We start from the raw sequence: 20,105 nt of genomic DNA, 5'->3' as shown, positions 1-20,105 counted from the left end.
CGGGCGCCATCCCGGAGCTGCCTTAGCTCCGTCAGCCGCCGATAGCCCGGCTTTCCACGCCTGCGCGTTCTTTGTCATTACCACCACTCTTGGCCGACACCTGCGCGTCGCCGGATTCCCGGACCGCCGCGCCCACCGTGAGTGGCGGCAGATCCGCGGCCGTCAATGCCCGCCTGGCCCGGACTCCGGTGGCGACGATCCAGCCCAGGGTCGCCACCGTCAGAATCGGATAGATCAGTCCCGCCCAGGCCTCGTACCAGGGACGGCTGATCTCCCAGCGATTCGTCTGCAGGGTCGCGAGTGCGTTGGGCACGGCGGTGACCGCCACGGTCAGCCACACCCACCACAGCGCCCGCGCGCCCGGCTGGTCGCGCCACGGCCCGTGGAGCAGCCAGACCAGCAGTGGCACCACCAACACCCAGTGCGCGGTCCACGAGACCGGCGAGGCGAGCAGCTCGAACAGCACGACGACCAGCAGCGACCCCAGCCGATCACGCTGCAGCGGATACAAGCCCAGCGCCCACCACGCCGCAGCGGCCAACGTCGCGGTGAAGGCGACGGCCACCGCCCAATACGCGCCCATCCCAGGGTCGTAGCCCAGCACGCGAGCGATGCCACCACGCCAGGACTGGTTGTAGACGTTGCCGATGGTGAAGAGCCGGTCCTTGCCGATCCAGTCGGTGAAGAAGTACCGAACCCTGTCTCCCGCAACAAGATACGAGACGCCGAGCGTCGCGAAGAACACCACCGCCGAGAACGCCGCGGCCGCCCAGCGCCGCATCCCGACGAAGTACAGGCCGGTGATCGCCGGGGTCAGCTTCACGCCCGCGCCCAGCCCGACGAGTAGGCCCGACAGCCACCACCGCGAGCTGTAGGCCGCGGCCATGACTATCAGCAGCAGGAAGACTCCGATGGTGGCGTGCTTGATGTTGCCGACGATCGGTTCGAACCACAGCGCACCGGCGGTCCACAGCATGGCGGCGCGCTTGTTGTCGGCGTCGATCATCTTCTGGCTGATGCGGACAACGGCATACAGCGCGGCAACGATGCCCACCCGCCACGCGAGGGCCACCAGCCAAAAGGGCAGCAGATGCAGCGGGTAGAACACCATCGCGGCGAACGGTGGGTAGACGAACGGCATCGTCTCGTTGTGTGCCGGATCCAGATAGGCCGCGTCATAGAGCGTGGCCGGATGATCCAGCGCCGCACCGCCGGCCACATAGATATGGAAGTCGATCGGGTCGGTCATGCTGCTGACCACCACGGACACCACTGCGCTTATCAATAGCACCAGCGGAGCCAGCGACTGCCAGCGCTGCGTTCCCCAGCCTGTCAAGGCGCCCATGTATCCCCCACGCGTCGACGTTCGTCGCGTCTAGATTAGATACAAGAGCGCCTTGTTGCAGTACTTTGGGCGCCGATAGTTATTGCCCCGCAAGACAATTCAAAATCAGCAAATTATGGCAGACATCATTGCGGGGCTCAGCTGGGAAAACCCGGAAGGCCAGCAATGTCCGGAGGTCGGCTTACTTACTTCCGGGGTCGGCATGTTCGGCGACTGCGATGCCACAAAATTACAGAAATTGGGCAGCAATCGAATGTGGGCGCACGTCGAAATAGCCCAATCACCTGTCGCGGCGGTTTGGCTTCATGGAGTCGCCACCGCTACGCGACGACCCGTCACCACCATCCAGCCCAGCGTCGCCATAGCCACAACGACGTAGATCAAGCCGGCCCACGCTTGGTACCACGGTCGGCTGAACTGCCACAAGCCAGGCTCGGCGAGCGCCAGCAGACTGGGAATGCTGACGAACGTCACCCCGACCCATACCCACCCGAGTACCCGGGCGCCCGGTTTGTCGCGCCACACGCCCGTAAAAAACCAGATGATCAACGGCACCAACCAGATCCAGTGGTGCACCCAGGAAATCGGTGACGCGAGCAGCCCGAAAATCTCGACGACCAACAACGAGCCCAACCGGTCGCGCGTCTGCGCACCCGCGCCCAGCGCCTGCCATGCCAGCACGGCCAACACAGCCGTAACGGCGAGCACTGACAGGACCAGCGGCCCGTGTCCAGCGTCGTACCCCAGAATCCTGAAAATGGCACCACTCCAGGATTGGTTGATAGCGGTGCCCACCGGGACCGCAAACTTGCCGATCAGACCAGTGAAGTAGAAGCGCGTCTCACTCGGCACCAGGAGCGCCGACAGACCCACCGTGGCAATGAATACCACTGCCGAAGTCACGGCTACTGCCCAGCGGCGCATCCCGACGAAGTAGAAGCCGGAGATCGCCGGGGTCAGTTTCACGCCTGTGGCCAACCCAACCAGCAGACCCGACACCCACCATCTGGTGCTGTACGCCGCGTACATCACAGCGAGGGTCAGGAAAACCCCGAGCTGCCCCATGTTCAAGCAAACCCGCACCGGCTCGAGCCAGATAACACCCGCAGTCCACAGCATCGCCTCTTGACGTCCGCCATTACCCACCAGAAGCTGCGCCATACGCACGATCCCGTACGTCGCAGCCAGGATTCCCAACTGCCACAACAGCCCGGCCACTGCGAACGGCAGAAACTTCAGCGGGTAGAACAGCATCGCGGCGAACGGCGGATAAATGAACGGCAACGGCTCGGTCGGTGACTGACCCGCCATCGGCGACTGGCCGGAATAGACCAGCGAATACAGCGTGTTGGGGTGCTCCAGCGCTGCGCCACCCAGGATGTAGACGTGCAAGTCGACCAAATTGGGCGCGCTAGGGATGGTCACGGCGAGCAGAACTACGGCACTGACAATCAACAGCGCCGGTGCCAGACGCCGGCGGCGGTCGGTTAGCGGCGCGACGTCAAGCACGAGGGCCCGTTCGGACGATCGAGCCCAGCGTCACCAGTTCTGCCATGATGTAGGACGTCCCCTCGGGCTGAATTTCGGCCTGCTCATTTGCCAGATATTGAACCTGGGCAAAGAATAAAGGGATGAGCACGCTGCGGCCAAACTGACCGCCAGTTGCTGGGTTACTTGCTTCCGCGCCGCGGCTGCCACAGCACCAGTGCGGTGCTGGGCTTGCGGACGCGTTCGAGTTCGGCCGTCACCTCGGACAGCCGAGCCTGCAGTGCCTCGACCTGATTGGTCAGCTCGATGATGCGCTTGATGCCGGCCAGGTTGACGCCCTCGTCCTGGGACAGCCGCTGCACCTCGCGCAGCAGGTCGACGTCGTGCTGCGAATACCGTCGACCGCCGCCCGAGGTGCGCTGGGGGCTGACCAGGCCGAGCCGGTCGTATGTCCGCAACGTCTGTGCGTGCATACCGGCCAGCTCGGCGGCCACCGAAATCAGGAAGGTACGGGCTTCCTCTGTCTTACGCCGGGCGCTCATCGTGTCCTCGGTTCGTCGCGCAAGCGCTCATCACAGCGACCCTGCCCAACCGGCCCGCGGATCAAATCCACTGGCCCGCTCCGCCTTTGCGTACGCCTCCAACGCCTCGGCCGCTTCGCCCTCGAGGTTCGGCGGCACGGCCACCTTCACCGTGACCAGCAGGTCGCCATGGCCACCGGCGCTGCCACGCTTGGGCACACCGCGCCCACGGACCCGCAGGATGCGGCCGTCGGACGTACCCTTCGGCACGCGCACACCGACCTTGCCTTCCAGCGTCGGCACGGAAAGTGTTGTCCCCAAAGCCAACTCGTGGAAGCTCACCGGAACGGTGACAGTCAGGTCATCACCGTCACGGCCGAACACCTTGTCGGGCCGGACGTGCACGGTGACGTACAGGTCGCCCGAGGGTGCCCCGCGGAGACCCGCTTCGCCTTGACCCGCCAGCCGGATGCGTTGACCGTCGACCACCCCCGGAGGGATGCGCACGTTGATGGTGCGCGTCCGGGTGGAGACGCCGGTGCCTCGGCACTCATCACACGGGTACTCGATGATCGAGCCCGTGCCACGGCACTCGGTGCAGGGCTCCGAGAAGCCGAACGCACCCTGGTTGCGGTTGATGACGCCGGCGCCGTTGCAGTTCGGGCACACCTTCGGGCTGGTGCCCGGGCGCGCGCCGCTGCCGTGGCAGTTGGTGCAGGGTGCCGGGCTGGTCAGACGCAGCGGCATCGCCACGCCCTTGGTCGCTTCGAGGAAACTCAGCTCGGTTTCGGTTTCCAGGTCGTTGCCGCGGCGCGGCCGGCTGGGGCGCGGCTGCTGCGCGCCTCGGCCGAACAGGCCGCCGAACAGGTCACCGATGTTGGCGCCGCCGGTCTGCCCGGCCTGGTCGAACAGGTCGCCCAGGTTGAACTCCGACGTGTCGCCGCCGAAACCTCCGAAGCCGCCACCGCCACCGCCGCCACCGAAGCGGCGGCCGAATCCCCCGTTGGCGAAAAGCCTTCGGGTTTCGTCGTATTCGGCACGCTTGGCGTCGTCGGTGAGAACTTCCTTGGCCTCGGTCGCTGCCTTGTAGCGTTCCTCGGCCGCCGGGTTGTTCGGGTTGCGGTCCGGATGGTTGTCGGCCAGCACCTTGCGCGCGGCGCGCTTGATCTCATCCTTCGTGGCGTCAGAGGTGACGCCGAGTTCCTTGTAGAAGTCCTTCTCGACCCATTCACGTTGAGCCATGTCGCGTCACCTCCTCAGCGTCGCTCGGTTACTCGTTTGATTCTGGTTTCTGTTCAGTCGCAGCGGTGGCATTGGAGGGCGTGTCGGGCGCATCAGCTGCGGGTCCGGCGTCGACGACACCGACCATCGCGTGCCGCAGCACATGATCACCGAGCTTGTAGCCGCGACGCATGACGGTGCCCAACACCGGGTTGGAACCGTCCCCCTCGTGCTGAACGGCCTCGTGCAGCGACGGGTCGAACTCGTCGCCCTCTTCACCGAACGACGTCAGGCCGAGGCCCTCCAACACTCCGGAAAGCTTGTCCGCCACGGACTTCAACGGTCCGGATTCCAGGTCGCCGTGCGTGCGGGCCCGCTCGAGATCGTCGAGCACCGGCAAAAAGTGCTGCACGACAAGACCTTTGGTCCGCTCTACCGCGGCATGCTCCTGACGGCCCGCGCGCTTGCGGTAGTTGTCGTACTCGGCCTTGAGCCGCTGCAGGTCTGCCTTGAGCTCGGCGGCTTCATCGGACACCGGAGACTCGGCGGCCTCACCGGAGGCCGGGGAGCCCGGCGCCGACCCCTCAGGGGCCGACGCCGGAGCGCCCTCACGCTTTTCGCCGGTTTCCGGATCGATGCGCCGCTTGTCGGTGATGGTCACCGGCTCGTTCGAATCGTCGCCGAAGTTTTCCGGACGCGTCACTTGTGCTCCTGATCGTCCTCGACGACCTCGGCGTCCACGACGTTGTCGTCAGCCGCACCGGCACCCGGGGCACCCGCACCAGCACCGGCGCCCTGCTCGGCCTGGGTGGCCTCGTAGATCGCCTGGCCCAGGGCCTGGCTCTCGACGCCCAGCTTCTCCATGGCCGTCTTGATGGCGGCGATGTCGGTGCCGGCGAGCGCGGTCTTGGCCTCGGCGATGGCACCGTCGACCTTGGTCAAGGTGTCCTCGGGGACCTTCGAGCCACCCTCGGCTTCACGCTGGTCCTTGACGAACTTCTCCGTCTGGTAGACCAGCGACTCGGCCTGGTTGCGGACGTCAGCCTCTTCGCGACGCTTCTTGTCCTCTTCCGCGTGCGCCTCGGCGTCCTTGATCATCCGGTCGATCTCCTCCTGGGACAGGCCGGAGCCTTCCTGGATCTTGATCGTGTTTTCCTTGCCGGTGCCCTTGTCCTTGGCGGTGACGTGCACGATGCCGTTGACGTCGATGTCGAAGGTGACCTCGATCTGCGGCACGCCACGCGGAGCCGGCGGGATGCCGGTCAGCTCGAAGCTGCCGAGCAGCTTGTTGTGCGCGGCGATTTCGCGCTCACCCTGGAAGACCTGAATCTGCACCGACGGCTGGTTGTCGTCGGCCGTGGTGAAGGTCTCGGACCGCTTGGTCGGGATGGTGGTGTTGCGCTCGATCAGCTTGGTCATCACGCCACCCTTGGTCTCGATACCGAGGGACAGCGGGGTGACGTCAAGCAGCAGAACGTCTTTCACCTCACCCTTGAGCACACCGGCCTGCAGCGCGGCGCCGACGGCCACGACCTCGTCCGGGTTGACGCCCTTGTTGGGCTCCTTGCCACCGGTCAGTTCCTTGACCAGTTCGGTGACGGCGGGCATACGGGTCGAGCCACCGACGAGGACCACGTGGTCGATGTCGGAGACCGAGATGCCGGCGTCCTTGATGACCTGCTGGAACGGCTTACGGGTGCGATCCAGCAGATCCTGGGTGATGCGCTGGAACTCCGAGCGGGTCAGCTGCTCATCGAGGAACAGCGGGTTCTTGTCCGCGTCGACCGTGATGTACGGCAGGTTGATCGAGGTGCTCTGACTCGAGCTCAGTTCGATCTTGGCCTTCTCGGCAGCCTCACGCAGACGCTGCATCGCCATCTTGTCCTTGGTCAGGTCGATGCCGCTGGTGCCCTTGAACTTCTCCACCAGCCAGTCGACGATGCGCTGGTCCCAGTCGTCACCACCGAGGTGGTTGTCACCGGAGGTCGCCTTGACCTCGACGACGCCCTCACCGATTTCCAGCAGCGAGACGTCGAAAGTGCCGCCACCGAGGTCGAAGACCAGGATGGTCTGCTCCTTCTCGCCCTTGTCCAGGCCGTAGGCCAGGGCGGCCGCGGTCGGCTCGTTGACGATGCGGAGCACGTTCAGGCCGGCGATCTGGCCGGCTTCCTTGGTGGCCTGACGCTGGGCGTCGTTGAAGTAGGCCGGGACCGTGATCACGGCGTCGGTGATGTCCTCACCGAGGTACGCCTCCGCGTCGCGCTTCAGCTTCTGGAGCGTGCGCGCGCTGATCTCCTGCGAGGTGTAGTTCTTGCCATCGATCTCGACAGTCCAGTCGGTGCCGATGTGCCGCTTCACCGAACGGATGGTCCGGTCGACGTTGGTCACTGCCTGGTTCTTGGCGGGCTGGCCGACCAGCACCTCGCCGTTGCGCGCGAACGCCACGACCGACGGGGTGGTCCGGGAGCCCTCCGAGTTCGCGACGACGACGGGGTCGCCACCCTCGAGCACCGCGACGCACGAGTTGGTGGTCCCGAGGTCGATACCGACCGCACGAGCCATAGTGATGCCTCCTGATAGACATTGTTGGTTAATCTGAGCGAACTGCGCTCAAGCTTGCTATCGGACGGGGCCGCCTGTCAAGCCGAACTTGAGCCAAGTGCACTCAACTTGTTGTCGGTGAGTCCAACTTGAGCGGTTCGCGATCTATTCCCGATTCCCCAACAATGCCTATCCGGCCCCCATCTACGCCGGTCAGGCGCCTCCCGCGGCGACCATCGCCCGCACCGAGTCCGGCAAATCCGCCGTCGACCAGTCCGCCCGCTGGGGCTCCCCGTAGGTGACGGAGAACGGCACGATGCCGGCCCACGCGGTGGTCTCCTCGTCAGGTTCGGCCATGGGGCCGCCGTTGACCTTGTAGACCCAGTCGCCGTCGACGATCGGCAGCGAGATGACGTTGGTCGCCGCGATCTCCTTCGGCAACATCGCGCGCACCTCGGCGGTACGCCCGGGGATCAGCAGCTCGCTGAAGCGCTCGAGCAAGGCCGCCCGATCCTCACGGCGCGCGGGTTGCACCTCGCCGTACAGCACTGCGGACCGATAGTGAACCGACGAGTCAAAAGTGCTGTGCGCCAACACAAGTGCATCCATGGCCGTCACACAGAAGGCAACTTGCCGCCCCGCGCCCTTGACGCCCAGCGTGCCCGCGCCGGTCGAGCCGTGGAGGAGAATCCGGTCCTCGTGACGGACGTACAACGTCGGCACCGCAAGTGGCCGGACCATGCCGTTCGGGCGCGCCACGTCGCCGACGTTCAGCACGCCCCACCATTGCCCATCGAGGAACTCGTCGAGGGCGGCGCGCGCCGTGGACTGTCGGCCGTACTTGCGGTTGAGCGTCTCCATGATTCAAGATCACCATGATTGCGGCCTTGTCTGAATGGCCAGAAATGATGTTTTTTGTCAGGCCAGTATGCTGCCGGGGTGGCCCGTCACACCCGGCTGGTGCATCTCCCTCTCGACACCGCCGACCTCAGCGCCAGGTCGATCGCGAGTCAGCTGGTGGCGTTGATTGCTGCCGGGCAGGTCGGCGACGGGGACTGGTTGCCGTCCACCCGCGCGCTGGCCCACGACCTCGGGGCGTCGCGAACGATGGTCGCGGCCGCCTACGACGAACTGGTCGCTGCCGGATTTCTCGAAGGCGTGCCCGGCGCCGGCACCCGGACCACCGCCGGCGCCACGGCGGCCGCCCGGGCCGGGCTGTCCAGCCGCACGCCCCGCCTCGACGACACAGCACCCGCCCCGGCAGCGCATGACGCTCGGCGCCCGACCGAGAACCTCGTTGACCTGCGCCCCGGGTCCCCTGACACCGGACTCATCGACATGCGGGCCTGGACCCGCGCCTGGCGAGCTGCGGCGGCGTCCCGACCCACAGCGGTCTCCCCATGGGAAGGCCCCGACGACGCGTTCACGGCCGCCATGGCCCACCACCTCCGCATCAACCGGGGTGTCGACACCCACACTGTTTTCGACATTCCCGGATCGACTGCCGCCGTCCAGACACTGGCTGCCGTCAGTGGCCTCAGCCGCTGCTATCTCGAATCGCCCTGCTACCCCGCCGCGGCGGAAGAGTTCACCCGCGCCGGTTTGGACACGACCTTCATTCCCGTCGACCAGGACGGGCTATGCGTCGACGAGCTCGGCGACGAGGCCGGCATCGTCTACACGACACCTGCGCACCAGTACCCACTCGGACACCGACTTTCGGTGAATCGGCGGGCCGAGCTCGTTGCGTGGGCCAAGCGAACCGGGTCGATCGTCATCGAAGACGACTACGACGGCGAGTTCCGCTATGGCGTTGCGCCACTGCCGGCCATCAGATCGATTCCCGGCGCCGGAGCACACGTCGCCTACGTCGGCACCGCGTCCAAAATCCTCGCCTCGAGCCTGGGCGCGGCCTGGTTGGTGCCGCCACTACCCCTATGCGACGCGGTCCAGACCTATCTTCACGATCACCGCATCGCGGTGTCCACCATCACCCGCATCGCCCTCACCGAACTGATCACCGCCGGGGACCTGCAACGGCATCTCGCCCGGTCCGGCCGTGAATATCGTTGCCGCCGTGACATTCTGATCACCGAGCTCGAAGCGCGGTGCCCCAACCTGGAGGTGCTCGGCGTCCAGGCGGGGCTGCACGTCGCCATCCTGCTGCCCGACGGACACCGCGACCGCGACATTGCCCAACGGCTCAACGCCGACGGCCTGATCGTCGCGCCACTCTCCGCCTTTCCGCAACGATCCGGAGCCGAGATCAACGGTCTTGCGGTCAATTTCGCGCGGATCAACCGAGCGACCGCACAGCGCTTCGCCGAGGCCATTGCCGCGGCGATCAAGTAGCGCAGCTCGAGAACGGTGCGGGTTGACCGGGCACCCCTTACTCGGCCCCCGTAAAGGTTCGCGGATGCCGGCAACGGGCCGGCGTACGGAACGCTAATCTCCCACCATGACCTATACCGACCAAAAAGCCTGGCGCACAATCCAACAGCACCTGCCTGTGGAGTACCGGATCAAGCCCGGCATGGAGCCGACCGAGGAGTGGTGGGACTGGCAGGGGCACCGCATCCACCTGGACACGTACCGCAACCCGGACGCGCCGGTGAAGGTCATCCTATTCCACGGCGTCGGCACCAACGGTCGTCAGATGAGCACCATCGCCGGGGCGCCGCTGACCAGGCGCGGATACGAGACCATCGCCGTCGACATGCCCGGCTACGGAGTCACCGAGGTCGCGCCGGGCGCACTGGTCACCTACGACGACTGGGTCGCCGCCGGAGTCGATCTTGTTGCCGCCGAACTCAAGCGCGACGACCGCCCGATCCTGCTGTACGGCCTCAGCGCCGGCGGGATGCTGACGTACCACGTCGCCGCGATCAGCCCGCACGTCGCGGGCATCGTCGGGATGACGTTCCTGGACCAGCGCAATCCCCAGGTCCAGGTCGAGACCGCACTCAGGCCAACGGTGGGTCGGCTCGGCGGACCGGTGATGGGCCGTGTCGCCAGGACACCGCTGCGCCGGATGCGTATCCCCATGTGGGCGGTCAGCAAGATGCACACTCTGGTCAACGACAAGAAGGCGCTGCGGGCCTGTCTCGCCGACCGCACGTCGGCCGGAAACCGGGTCTCGATGGCGTTCCTCGCCTCGTACATGGGCTATCAGCCGGCCGTCGAACCCGAGGACTTCGCCACCTGCCCGGTGCTGCTGACACAGCCCGGTGCCGACCGGTGGACACCGCAGCATCTCAGCGACCCGTTCCTGAGCCAGATCACCAGGGTTCCGGTGACGATCGTCGTGCTCGACAACGCCGGCCACTACCCGCTCGAGCAGCCGGGCCTGAACCAGATGGTCGACGCCATCGACGAGTTCGCTCAGACCCTCGTCACCCCGTAAGCCGGGCCCGCGAAACGCGGCATGGACACGGCGTCACGGATTTAGAGTCAGGTACACCCGCCGGACCGGCAAAGGAGTGCCCATGACAACCACCGCTCCCATCGACGTCCTGGTCGTCGGCGCCGGGATTTCCGGCATCGGAATGGCCTATCACCTCAAGACTTTTCGGCCGGGTACGTCGTTCGTGGTGCTGGAGGGACGAGACGCGATCGGCGGCACCTGGAGCCTGCATCAGTATCCGGGCATCCGGTCCGACTCGGATATGCCGACCTTCGGCTTCGGCTTCAAGCCGTGGACGCACCGCAAGTCCATCGCCGACGGGCACATCATCCTGGACTATCTGCAGCAGGCCGTCGATGAGAACGGCCTCGCCGGCCACATCCGATTCGGCTACCACGTGGATTCGGCGAATTTCGATTCCCGGCAAGCACTTTGGACCGTCACCACCACGCACGACGGACAGACCGAGACCTTCACCTCACGCTTCCTGTTCCTCGGCACCGGGTACTACGATTACGAGAATCCGTACCTCCCCGATTTCCCCGGCCGCGAGGATTTCGAGGGTCCGGTGATCCACCCACAACTCTGGCCGAAGGATCTGGACTACACCGGCAAGAATGTCGTCGTCATCGGCAGTGGCGCCACCGCCGTCACACTGATCCCGAACATGGCCGACAAGGCGGCACACGTCACCATGCTGCAGCGCTCCCCGAGCTACGTGTTCTCGATACCGGCGTCCGACCCGATCGCCAACGTGCTCAACAAACTGCTCGGCCATGAGCGGGCGTACCAGATCGTGCGGCGCAAGAACATCGCACTGAACCGCGGACTGTTCAAGATGTGCATGCGCTACCCAAAGCTGATGCGAAAACTGTTGATCGCCAACGTGGCTCGGCAGCTGCCCAAGAACTTCGATGTCGACACGCACTTCACCCCCACATACAACCCGTGGCAGCAACGCCTGGCCATGGTGCCCGACGGCGACCTGTTCAAGATGGTCTCGTCAGGCAAGGCCTCGATCGTCACCGACCACATCGAACGGTTCACCAAGCACGGCATCCTGCTGAAATCCGGGCAGGAACTGGCCGCCGACATCATCATCTCGGCGACCGGCCTGAACATGACGCCGTTCGGCAAGATCACCCTGAGCGTCGACGGGCACCTGCTCCATCTCCCCGACCTCACCGTCTACAAGGCGATGATGCTCTCCGGGGTACCCAATTTCGCGTTCGCGGTCGGCTACACCAACATCGCCTGGACGTTGAAGGTCGATCTGGTGTGCGAGCACTTCTGCCGGATGCTCGACTACATGGACGAGCATGGCTACGGCAAGGTGGTCCCGGTACTGGAAGACGGGACCATGGCACGAGTTCCGTTGTTGGACATGACCTCCGGGTACGTGCAGCGGGCCGTCGCGAAGTTCCCGCGCGGCGGCACCTACGGCCCGTGGGCCTTCAAGCACGCCTACGAAATGGATCAGGAACGGCTACACAACGGGCCCATCGAGGACCCCGCCCTGGTCTTCACGCCTGCCGCCGCACCACTGTCCGTGGTCTGACCGAGAGAGCAACCATGAAAACCGACTTCTTTTTCATCAGCCACGGTGAGCGTTGTGCCGCTTGGCATCTGACCGCCGAGAGTGACACACTGGCCGGACAGACGGGACGCCCGTGCGTGGTCATGGCCCACGGCTTCGGCGGGACCCGCGACTCGGGGCTGATGGCGTTCGCGGAGCCGTTCGCCGCCGCCGGGATGGACGTGGTGGTGTTCGACTACCGCGGCTTCGGCGATTCGGAAGGCGAACCGCGCCAATATATCTCGGTTCGGAAGCAACGTCAGGACTACCACGCCGCCATCGACGCCGCCCGGAACCTGCCGGGCGTCGACCGCGACCGCATCGCGTTGTGGGGCACCTCATATTCGGGAGGGCACGTCATCGCCGTCGCCGCCGAAGACCAGAGGGTGGCCGCGGTGGTGTCGCTGTGCCCCGCGACGGATGGCCTGGCCGCGCTGGTGCAGGGGTATCACGAGGCCGGAGCCGGGCCGCTGGCCCGCCTGGTCGCCCACGGAGTGCTCGATGCCGTAGGAGCGCGCCTCGGCCGCCGACCGCACAACCTGCCGCTGACCGGGCAGCACGGCGACACCGCGGTGCTCACCACGCCCGGCGCCGAAGAGGCGTACGTGGCCATGGCCGGCCCGACCTGGCGCAACGAATTCACCGCTCGCACGGTGCTGGAGATCGCGTTCAACCGACCGACCGTCCACGCCAGTCAGCTGGAGTGCCCGCTGCTCGTCCAGGTCGGCACCAACGACCTCATCGCGCCACCGGAGGCCGCCCGCCGCGCCGCCAAGAAAGCGGGGTACCTGGCCCATCTGTGCGAATACCCGGCCGACCATTTCGACTTCTACTCCGGCCCGTGCCACGAGGCGGCCCTCGCCGACGAAATCACCTTCCTGACCCGCGTCCTCGATCCGATCCGGTCGACCGACGTGCATTTGCGGTCGACGAACCCGCCGACACCCAGACTGGCGGTCAAACTGCCGTGGTGAACGCATCGGCTTGGCATGATCTGCACCGAGTGTTGATCGAAAGGGCGGGCTGAATGTTCGACAGGGTTGTGGCGACGACTCGCAACTGGCTGGAAGTGGCCCGCTATGGCGGACTCGAGACGGGCGAAGAGCCGTCGCCGTACGACGTCGTCGCCCAGGGCCGGATCCACAAACTACGGCGGTACCGGACCAGCGGCGAGAAAGGCCGCCCCCAGGTGCTGCTGGTGCCGCCGCTGATGCTGACGGCCGATGTGTTCGACGTGTCGCCGCAGGCCAGCGGCGTGCGCACGCTCATCGAGCACGGCATCGACCCATGGACCATCGACTTCGGCTCGCCGGAGAAGGAAGCCGGCGGCCTGGAGCGCAACCTGGCTGATCACGTGCTGGCAGTGGACGCGGCCATCGACGAGATGTGCGCCCTCACCGGGGGCGACGTGCACCTCGCCGGCTATTCGCAGGGCGGCATGTTCTGCTACCAGGCCTCGGCGTACCGGCGGAGCGTCGGCATCGCCAGCGTCATCACCTTCGGCAGCCCGGTGGACCTGAGCAAGACCGCCCCGATGGGGGTCCCCGCAGAAATCGCCATACCCGGCATGGGTTTCGTCATGGAGAACGTCCTGCGAGGTCGGTCCGTGCCGGGCTGGGCGACCCGGCTGGGCTTCCAGCTACTCGATCCGGTGAAAGCGGTGACGGGCCAGCTGCAGTTCCTGTTCGCACTGCACGACCGCGACGCCCTGCTGCCCCGCGAAGGGCAGCGCCGCTACCTGATGAACGACGGCTGGGTGGCGTGGCCCGGCCCGGCGCTCGCCGAGTTCCTGCAGCAGTTCCTCGTTCACAACCGGATGTTGACGGGCGGATTCAGCATCGCCGGGCGGCCGGTGACGCTCGCCGACATCACGTCGCCGATTCTGGCGTTCGTCGGAGATGTCGACGAGATCGCCCCGCCGGCCTCGGTGCGCGGGATCCTGGGCGCTGCGCCGCGCGCGGAGATCTTCGAAAGCACCCTGCACGCAGGGCATTTCGGGCTGGTCGTGGGCAGTACCGCGACGTCGCACACCTGGCCGTTGGTGGCCGACTGGATGCGGTACGCCGAGGGCAAGAGCCCGCTGCCGGAGCACGTCACCAAGGTCGACGCAATGACCACCGCCGCCGAGCCGGCGCCGGCAGGGCCGGGCGAGGGTGTCCAGACACTGATCGACGCCGGCCGCATGGTCGCCGGCTCCGTCGCACGTTCGGTCGGGGACGTCCGCGGCATGTTCGGCACGGTGTCGCGCCAGATGCCCCGGCTGGCGCGCATCCGGAGACTGGACGCGAACACGCGAATCTCGTTGGCGCTCTTGTTCGATGAGCAGGCCCAGCACGCGCCCGACGACGTCAGCTTCATGTACGAGGACCGCAGCTACACCTACGGCGAGAACAAGGTGCGCATCGACGCGGTGGTCCGCGGTCTGCTCGCCGCGGGCGTGCGTGCCGGTGAACACGTCGGTGTGTTGATGGGTACGCGCCCGTCGGCACTGGCGGTCGTGACGGCGCTCAACCGCGTCGGCGCGGTGGCCGTGATGCTGCGCCCCGGCGCCGACACGGCGCGCGAGGTCGAACTCGGCAAGGTCAACCGCGTCATCGCCGACCCCGAACATTCCGAGGCCGATTTCGCCGGCCGACCGCTGCACACCTTCCTGCTCGACACGCCCTACCTCAATCGGGACCGCACCCTGACCGCGCTGGAGATCGGCGAGACCAACGCGGTGCGCATCCCGGACTGGTACCGCCCGAACCCGGGCCGTGCCGGTGAGCTCGCGTTCATCTTCTTCGGCGGCCCGGATGACGACCCGCGCCCCATCCGAGTCACCAACGGCCGCTTCGGTTTGTCGGCGTACGGCACCGCGACGTCGGCGACGCTGAACAACTCCGACACCGTCTACTGCATCAACCCGATCTACCACACCTCCGGCCTGCTGACGGGCATCGGCGGTGCGGTCGCGGGCGGCAGCCGACTGGCGATGGCCACCGACCTGGACCCGACGACATTCTGGACGGAAGTGCGCCGGTACGGCGTGACCATCGTCTGCTACACCTGGGCGCAGCTGCGGCCGCTGGTCAACGCCGCCCCGCAGCCCGCCGAGCGCAACCACTCGGTCCGGCTGTTCGTCGGCTCCGGTATGCCTCGCGGCCTGTGGCGCCGGGTCCTCGACCGGTTCGCCCCGGCCGGTGTCCTCGACTTCTGGTCCACCAGCGAGGGCGAGGCCATCCTGGCCAACGTCAACCCGGCCAAGCCGGGATCGCTGGGCCGGCCCCTGCCGGGTAGTGCGACCGTCGAGGTCGTGCGGTGGGATCCGGAAGCGCAGCAAGTTGTTTCGGGCGCGGACGGTTACGCGATCCGCTGCGCCGACGACGAAACGGGCCTGCTGTTGGTGAAGATCAGTTCCGCGACCACCGCGTCGGCGCCGCCACTGCGCAACCTGTTCGAGGCCGGTGACGCCTGGTTCTCCAGTGGCAGCCTCGTCAGCCGGGACGGTGATGGGGATTACTGGCTGATCGACTCCGTCGACACCCAGATCCACACCGCCGACGGGATCGTGGCCTCCTTGCCGATCACCGCAGCCATCGGGAAGCTACCCAACGTCGACCTGGTGCACACGTATGGAGTCACTTCCGACGACAACGAGGTGGCTGTCGCGGCACTGTCACTGGTCGAAGGCCAGGACATCTCCGCCGCCGACTTGGACGAGGCGCTCGCGAACCTGCCTGGCGAGGAACGGCCCGCATTCGTCCGTGTTGTCGATGAGTTGCCGATGACACCGTGGCACCGCCCCGTCGCCGGCCCGCTGCGGCGCGATCCGCTGCCGCCCCCGGGCCGCTACTTCACCCGCATGGACGACGGCGGGTACCAGAAAAGCTGAGACAGACCTGACACATTCGTCAATAATCGTCGCATGAAGAAGACCGCAGCTGCAGTGCTGTTCCTGCTCGCGTCCGCGGCGGTGCCGGCCGTCAGCACTCCGGCCGCACACGCCGACGTGTGCGGCAGTGTCGGGGGCCGCCACGTCAGTGCGGGCGGCTGTACGAATATCGCGGGCGACGCCGCGGTGGCGGCGGCGGTCGCGGCGCCGGAGGACGCGGCCGCCCAGGCCGCCACGGGCCGGCCACCGTGCTACACCCCGGCCGGGGTGCCCTACTACACGCCGGGCGACTTGCCTTGTAACTGAAGCCCTTTAGGCTGACGGCATGCACAAGTCTCTGCAGCGTGCCGCCGTCATCGCCGCGGCCACCTTGGCGCCCATGGCCCTCACCGCGGCGATCACACCGGCCGTCAGCCATGCGGACTGTGACAACGGCACCTGGTGGGATCCCGTGCAGAACCGGTGTCAGGCCCCGCTCGTACAGAACTGTCCCGGTGGCTGGTGGGACCCCAACATCAACAGCTGCCGACCGCCGGTCTCGACGACGCCACTCGACTGCCGTGACGGCGCGTGGTGGGACCCGATCAACAACATCTGCCGACCGCCGGTACTGCCTCCGCAGTAGTAACCGGCCTCGCCTCAGACGAGGTAGTACAACTCCTCGTTGCTGCTGACGCCGCTGGGCACCAGCCGTGACTCCGCGTAGCGGACCGCTTTGAGCGTTGCCGAGAACTCCTTCTCCTCTTCCGGGAAGATGCGCTCGTCCGGGAACCAGTCACGCAGCCCGACGTTGCCCAGGACATCCAGGGTGTCGGGCCGAACGCCGGCCAGCAGGACGGTGACACCCAGCTCGGTCAGGTCGTGCAGGAACCGCTCGATACGCTCGATACCGACCGCGTCGGGATTGCGGGTCCGTTTGAGCCGGAGCACCACGAATTGGGTTCCTTCGGTCTTGACCCGGTCGGTGAGGGCGTCCAGCGCGCGCTCGATTTCCGGCGCGGCACCGAAGAACAACTCTCCTTCGATGTCGTAGATCAGGATGGCCGGGTTGTCGGGCTCATCGCCGACCCGTTCCCGGACCACGCGCTCAGGCGTGATCACCAACTCGGCGATCTTGAGCTTGGAGGCCCGCGGCACGAACAGCAGGATCGAGAGCGCAACGCCGAGTAGCACCGCCTTGTCCAGATCGATGACCACGCCGGTGATTGCCGTGACGATCACCAAACCGGCGTCGTAGCGAGACGCTTTGACCGTGTGCACCAGTCGATGGAAGTCGACCAAACGCACCGCGGTAACCAGCAACAGGCCGGCCAGTGCCGCCTTCGGGATGTAGCTCAACAGTGGCGCGAACAACAGCAGCGCGCCGGCCACAGTCACCGCCGCGACGACGCCGGAGAACCGGGTGGCCGCGCCGGCCTGGAAGTTGATGGCCGATCGCGACAGAGAGCCCGAACCGGGCAGGCTCTGGAAGAAGCCACCGGTCAGGTTGGCCAGCCCTTCCGCCAGAATCTGCCGGTTGTAGTCGATCTTCTGCTGTGTCTGGTGCGCAATGGCTTTCGCGATCGACAGCGCCTCGATCAAGCCGATGAAAGCGACCGCCAACGCGCCCTGCGACAGGTGCGGCAGCCACTCCCAATGCACCACCGGAATATGGAAGTCGGGCAGGCTGGCGGGAATCTTTCCGGTGATCGACACGGCGGTCTTGCCCCCGTGGCCGGGTGTCGACCAGCCCGAGAAGTAGGCGATCAGAGCTGCGATGACCAACACGGCAAGCATGTCGATCTGCGGCCAGCCGAAGCGCTGCACCAACTTTCGGAGCACTACGGCTGCGACGACAGCCGTGACGCTCAGTACCACGGCTCGGTAGTTGATCGCGTCGCCGTGGAACAGCGTCAGGTAGGTGCGGTACAGCACCTGCATGTTGCCGCTGCCCCGGTCCTTGACGCCGACCGCATTTCCCAACTGGCCCAAAGCAAGCAAGAACGCGGCTGCCGCCATGAACCCGACGATCACCGACTCGGAGATGTAGCGAGTCAGGTCACCGAGTTTGAACACCGAGATCAGGATCTGAATGGTGCCCACCAGGACCGCGAGCAAGAACAGCGCCTCGAACAGTTCGGTGCGGTTCTCCGGGTCGATGAACGCCAATGAGCTGAATACCAGCAGTGAGATGGCGCTGGTGGGTCCGTTGATCAGGTGTGACGACGAACCGAATATCGAAGCGATGAGCGTCACCACGATGGCGGAGAAGACGCCGTATTTGGGGTCGACACCCGCTATCAAGGCATAGGCCATGCCCTGCGGCAGAGCGATGGCGGCGACCGTCAGGCCGGCGATCAGATCGCGCCGGGCGAGGGTGCGCTCGTAGTTGAGTTTCAGGTTCGAAAGCAGGCTCACGATCCCACCACCGTTCGCTGCGCAGGGATATGAATGGTGTCGATGATTCCGTTGTCGCCGAAGAATTTTTCGGCGGCGTCGTCCCAGTCCTTGGCGATCGCGGACACCGGGAACAGCGAGAGGTCCGGCAACTGGGCCCGGTACTTGGCCTGGATCTGCGGGTTGATCGAGCGGTAGCCGTACTGTGCGATCACTTCCTGGGCAGGGTCGGTGAACAGGTAGTTCAGGTAAGCCTTCGCGTAGGCCTCGGTCTTCTTGCCGGCCACGTTCGCGTCTACCCAGGCCACCGCAGGTTCGGCCCTGATGCTCACTGGTGGATAGACGATCTGCAGCTCATTGGGCGCCGCGGCCACCTCCCGGATGGCTTCGTTCTCCCACGTCAGGTGCACATCGCCGATCTTCTGCACGGCGAAGCTGCTGGCAGCGCCGCGCGCGCCCTCATCGGCGACGGCGACGTGCTTGAACAACGCCGCCAGGTAGTCGTGGGCGGCTGCCTCGGAGCCACCGCGGGTCGTCACCGAGCCCCACCCGGCCAGCACGCTGAGCTTGCCGTTACCCGAGGTATGCGGGTCCGGGGTCACCACCGAGACGTCGCCCTTGACCAGATCAGGCCAGTCATGGATGTTCTTCGGGTTGTCCTTGCGGACCACGAACACGATGGTCGAGGTGTACGGCACCGAGTTGTTGGGCAGCCGGTGCTGCCAGTCCTTGGCGATCAGCCCACGCTTGGCCAGCTTGTCGACGTCACTGACCAAGGCCAGTGAGACCACACTGGCTTTCGACGTACCGTCGATGACATTGCGCGCCTGCCGGCCGGACCCGCCGTGCGACTGACCGATGTCGACAGTGACTCCGGACTGCTTGCGGTACTGCGCGACGAACTGCGGATCCAGCGCCGCGTACAGCTCGCGCGTCGGGTCATACGACACGTTCAGCAGTGCGTCCGGTGACGGACCGTGAATGTTCTTGAACCCGATCAGAACTCCGGCGACCGCAATGGCGACGACGCCGACCAAACCGAGCGGGGATATGTGTTTGTTGCTCATCGCCACCTCTGTTCACTACGGAGGTTCGACGTTAAGCAGCAGGACGCGCCGGGGCAGCGGTCTGGATCAGCGCGATCAGATCTCCCGTAGCCTGATGGCCGATGAACCACACACGGCTCACCATGTCTGCCACCGCTGCGCTGACAGCCGCGCTGCTCGCGGGCTGCGACAGCACCATGCCCGGAAACCCGAAGTCAGGGCTGCCCTCCGGAGAAACGTCTGCCATAAGCACACCGACGCCATCGGGGAAGGCGATCCGCCCGGTTCCGGTGAACCCAATACCGGTCCCCAGCGCCGTGCCGCCCAACGCTCAGGTCCTCGCACCGCAGAACGGCTACGTCTTCATCGCGACCAAGTCCGGCCAAACCCGTTGCCAGCTCAGCAAGGCGGAGGTCGACTGCGAGTCGGCCTTCACCAACGCGCCGAAGGTCAACGGGGAGTCGGCCAACGGCGTCCGGGTCACGGCAGCCGGCGAATTGTCTTGGGTAGTTGGCAATCTCGGGGCCATCCCGACGGTGACCATCGACTACCAGACCTATTCGGCAGTGGGCTGGACCATCCTCGCCGGAGCCGAAGGCACCCGCTTCACCAACGCCGGCACAGGCCACGGGATGTTCGTCTCGACGGCGGGTGTGAAGGCGTTCTGACCCGCCGCGCGACGATCAAGCGGCGAGGAACGAGCCGCGATGAGAA

17 protein-coding genes are annotated in these 20,105 nt (G+C 66.1%); 8 read left to right on the top strand and 9 right to left on the bottom strand.

The features are described from left to right. Positions 1–31: 31 nt before the first annotated feature. The 7 genes from G6N59_RS19015 to G6N59_RS18985 all read right to left on the bottom strand — a co-directional run bounded on the left by G6N59_RS19015 (position 32) and on the right by G6N59_RS18985 (position 7,977). Entirely contained in the window at positions 32–1,345 is a 1,314-nt protein-coding gene (locus G6N59_RS19015; RefSeq protein WP_138228397.1) for a mannosyltransferase, read from the bottom strand. Between the two features lie 303 nt (positions 1,346–1,648). Continuing rightward, positions 1,649–2,854, bottom strand: coding sequence for a mannosyltransferase (locus G6N59_RS19010; protein ID WP_138228396.1), 1,206 nt, complete (start codon positions 2,852–2,854; stop codon positions 1,649–1,651). A gap of 161 nt (positions 2,855–3,015) precedes the next feature. Next, complete coding sequence (locus G6N59_RS19005; RefSeq protein ID WP_138228395.1) at positions 3,016–3,375, bottom strand: heat shock protein transcriptional repressor HspR; 360 nt, start codon at positions 3,373–3,375, stop codon at positions 3,016–3,018. A 30-nt stretch (positions 3,376–3,405) separates the two neighbouring features. After that, entirely contained in the window at positions 3,406–4,596 is a 1,191-nt protein-coding gene (gene dnaJ, locus G6N59_RS19000; RefSeq protein ID WP_138228394.1) for a molecular chaperone DnaJ, read from the bottom strand. Positions 4,597–4,624: 28 nt separating this feature from the next. Beyond that, entirely contained in the window at positions 4,625–5,278 is a 654-nt protein-coding gene (grpE, locus tag G6N59_RS18995; protein WP_138228393.1) for a nucleotide exchange factor GrpE, read from the bottom strand. Further along, positions 5,275–7,137 carry a molecular chaperone DnaK gene (gene dnaK, locus G6N59_RS18990; protein ID WP_138228392.1) on the bottom strand — a complete coding sequence of 621 codons (1,863 nt, stop codon included), beginning with the start codon at positions 7,135–7,137 and terminating at the stop codon, positions 5,275–5,277. Before dnaK ends, grpE begins: the two co-directional genes overlap by 4 nt. Before the next feature lie 192 nt (positions 7,138–7,329). Beyond that, complete coding sequence (locus G6N59_RS18985) at positions 7,330–7,977, bottom strand: pyridoxamine 5'-phosphate oxidase family protein (protein WP_138228391.1); 648 nt, start codon at positions 7,975–7,977, stop codon at positions 7,330–7,332. Between the two features lie 78 nt (positions 7,978–8,055). On the opposite strand from G6N59_RS18985, the gene G6N59_RS18980 reads away from it, so the two are divergent. The 7 genes from G6N59_RS18980 (at position 8,056) to G6N59_RS18950 (ending at position 16,594) form a co-directional block, all read left to right on the top strand. After that, the gene (locus tag G6N59_RS18980; RefSeq protein ID WP_138228390.1) at positions 8,056–9,468 is read left to right on the top strand and encodes an aminotransferase-like domain-containing protein; all 1,413 of its coding nucleotides are present in this window, start codon (positions 8,056–8,058) and stop codon (positions 9,466–9,468) included. 106 nt (positions 9,469–9,574) lie between these two features. Beyond that, a complete protein-coding gene (locus tag G6N59_RS18975; RefSeq protein ID WP_138228389.1) occupies positions 9,575–10,519 on the top strand; it encodes an alpha/beta hydrolase in 945 nt (314 codons plus the stop codon). 82 nt (positions 10,520–10,601) lie between these two features. Next, on the top strand, positions 10,602–12,077 hold the full coding sequence (locus G6N59_RS18970) for a flavin-containing monooxygenase (RefSeq protein WP_138228388.1): 1,476 nt from the start codon (positions 10,602–10,604) through the stop codon (positions 12,075–12,077). 14 nt (positions 12,078–12,091) lie between these two features. Beyond that, entirely contained in the window at positions 12,092–13,069 is a 978-nt protein-coding gene (locus G6N59_RS18965) for an alpha/beta hydrolase (protein ID WP_138228387.1), read from the top strand. A gap of 53 nt (positions 13,070–13,122) precedes the next feature. After that, positions 13,123–15,969: an AMP-binding protein gene (locus G6N59_RS18960; protein WP_234884043.1), complete on the top strand. Its 2,847-nt coding sequence runs from the start codon at positions 13,123–13,125 to the stop codon at positions 15,967–15,969. A gap of 33 nt (positions 15,970–16,002) precedes the next feature. Further along, positions 16,003–16,275 carry a hypothetical protein gene (locus G6N59_RS18955; RefSeq protein ID WP_170212341.1) on the top strand — a complete coding sequence of 91 codons (273 nt, stop codon included), beginning with the start codon at positions 16,003–16,005 and terminating at the stop codon, positions 16,273–16,275. Positions 16,276–16,294: 19 nt separating this feature from the next. Next, positions 16,295–16,594: a hypothetical protein gene (locus tag G6N59_RS18950; RefSeq protein ID WP_138228386.1), complete on the top strand. Its 300-nt coding sequence runs from the start codon at positions 16,295–16,297 to the stop codon at positions 16,592–16,594. Between the two features lie 14 nt (positions 16,595–16,608). Here the strand turns inward: G6N59_RS18950 and G6N59_RS18945 are convergent, their stop codons facing one another. Beyond that, on the bottom strand, positions 16,609–18,366 hold the full coding sequence (locus G6N59_RS18945; protein WP_138228385.1) for a SulP family inorganic anion transporter: 1,758 nt from the start codon (positions 18,364–18,366) through the stop codon (positions 16,609–16,611). Continuing rightward, on the bottom strand, positions 18,363–19,412 hold the full coding sequence (locus tag G6N59_RS18940; protein ID WP_170212340.1) for a sulfate ABC transporter substrate-binding protein: 1,050 nt from the start codon (positions 19,410–19,412) through the stop codon (positions 18,363–18,365). The genes G6N59_RS18945 and G6N59_RS18940 overlap by 4 nt, the downstream gene beginning before the upstream one ends. Positions 19,413–19,513: 101 nt before the next feature. Between G6N59_RS18940 and G6N59_RS18935 the strand changes: the two genes are divergently transcribed. Continuing rightward, entirely contained in the window at positions 19,514–20,059 is a 546-nt protein-coding gene (locus G6N59_RS18935) for a hypothetical protein (RefSeq protein ID WP_138228384.1), read from the top strand. Positions 20,060–20,105 lie beyond the last annotated feature (46 nt).

This window comes from Mycolicibacterium aubagnense, from assembly GCF_010730955.1.
GTDB classification, from domain to species: Bacteria; Actinomycetota; Actinomycetes; order Mycobacteriales; family Mycobacteriaceae; genus Mycobacterium; species Mycobacterium aubagnense.
The sequence above is the reverse complement of the archived record's forward strand: the minus strand, read 5'-3'. Positions and strand labels throughout refer to the sequence as shown.

Excerpts from the sequence above, each read along its gene's own strand:
- G6N59_RS19015 (WP_138228397.1), bottom strand. The coding sequence starts at position 1,345 with ATGGGCGCCTTGACAGGCTGGGGAACGCAGCGCTGGCAGTCGCTGGCT.
- G6N59_RS19005 (WP_138228395.1), bottom strand. The coding sequence starts at position 3,375 with ATGAGCGCCCGGCGTAAGACAGAGGAAGCCCGTACCTTCCTGATTTCG.
- dnaJ (WP_138228394.1), bottom strand. The coding sequence starts at position 4,596 with ATGGCTCAACGTGAATGGGTCGAGAAGGACTTCTACAAGGAACTCGGC.
- dnaK (WP_138228392.1), bottom strand. The coding sequence starts at position 7,137 with ATGGCTCGTGCGGTCGGTATCGACCTCGGGACCACCAACTCGTGCGTC.
- G6N59_RS18985 (WP_138228391.1), bottom strand. The coding sequence starts at position 7,977 with ATGGAGACGCTCAACCGCAAGTACGGCCGACAGTCCACGGCGCGCGCC.
- G6N59_RS18975 (WP_138228389.1), top strand. The coding sequence starts at position 9,575 with ATGACCTATACCGACCAAAAAGCCTGGCGCACAATCCAACAGCACCTG.
- G6N59_RS18970 (WP_138228388.1), top strand. The coding sequence starts at position 10,602 with ATGACAACCACCGCTCCCATCGACGTCCTGGTCGTCGGCGCCGGGATT.
- G6N59_RS18965 (WP_138228387.1), top strand. The coding sequence starts at position 12,092 with ATGAAAACCGACTTCTTTTTCATCAGCCACGGTGAGCGTTGTGCCGCT.
- G6N59_RS18960 (WP_234884043.1), top strand. The coding sequence starts at position 13,123 with ATGTTCGACAGGGTTGTGGCGACGACTCGCAACTGGCTGGAAGTGGCC.
- G6N59_RS18955 (WP_170212341.1), top strand. The coding sequence starts at position 16,003 with ATGAAGAAGACCGCAGCTGCAGTGCTGTTCCTGCTCGCGTCCGCGGCG.
- G6N59_RS18950 (WP_138228386.1), top strand. The coding sequence starts at position 16,295 with ATGCACAAGTCTCTGCAGCGTGCCGCCGTCATCGCCGCGGCCACCTTG.
- G6N59_RS18940 (WP_170212340.1), bottom strand. The coding sequence starts at position 19,412 with ATGAGCAACAAACACATATCCCCGCTCGGTTTGGTCGGCGTCGTCGCC.
- G6N59_RS18935 (WP_138228384.1), top strand. The coding sequence starts at position 19,514 with ATGAACCACACACGGCTCACCATGTCTGCCACCGCTGCGCTGACAGCC.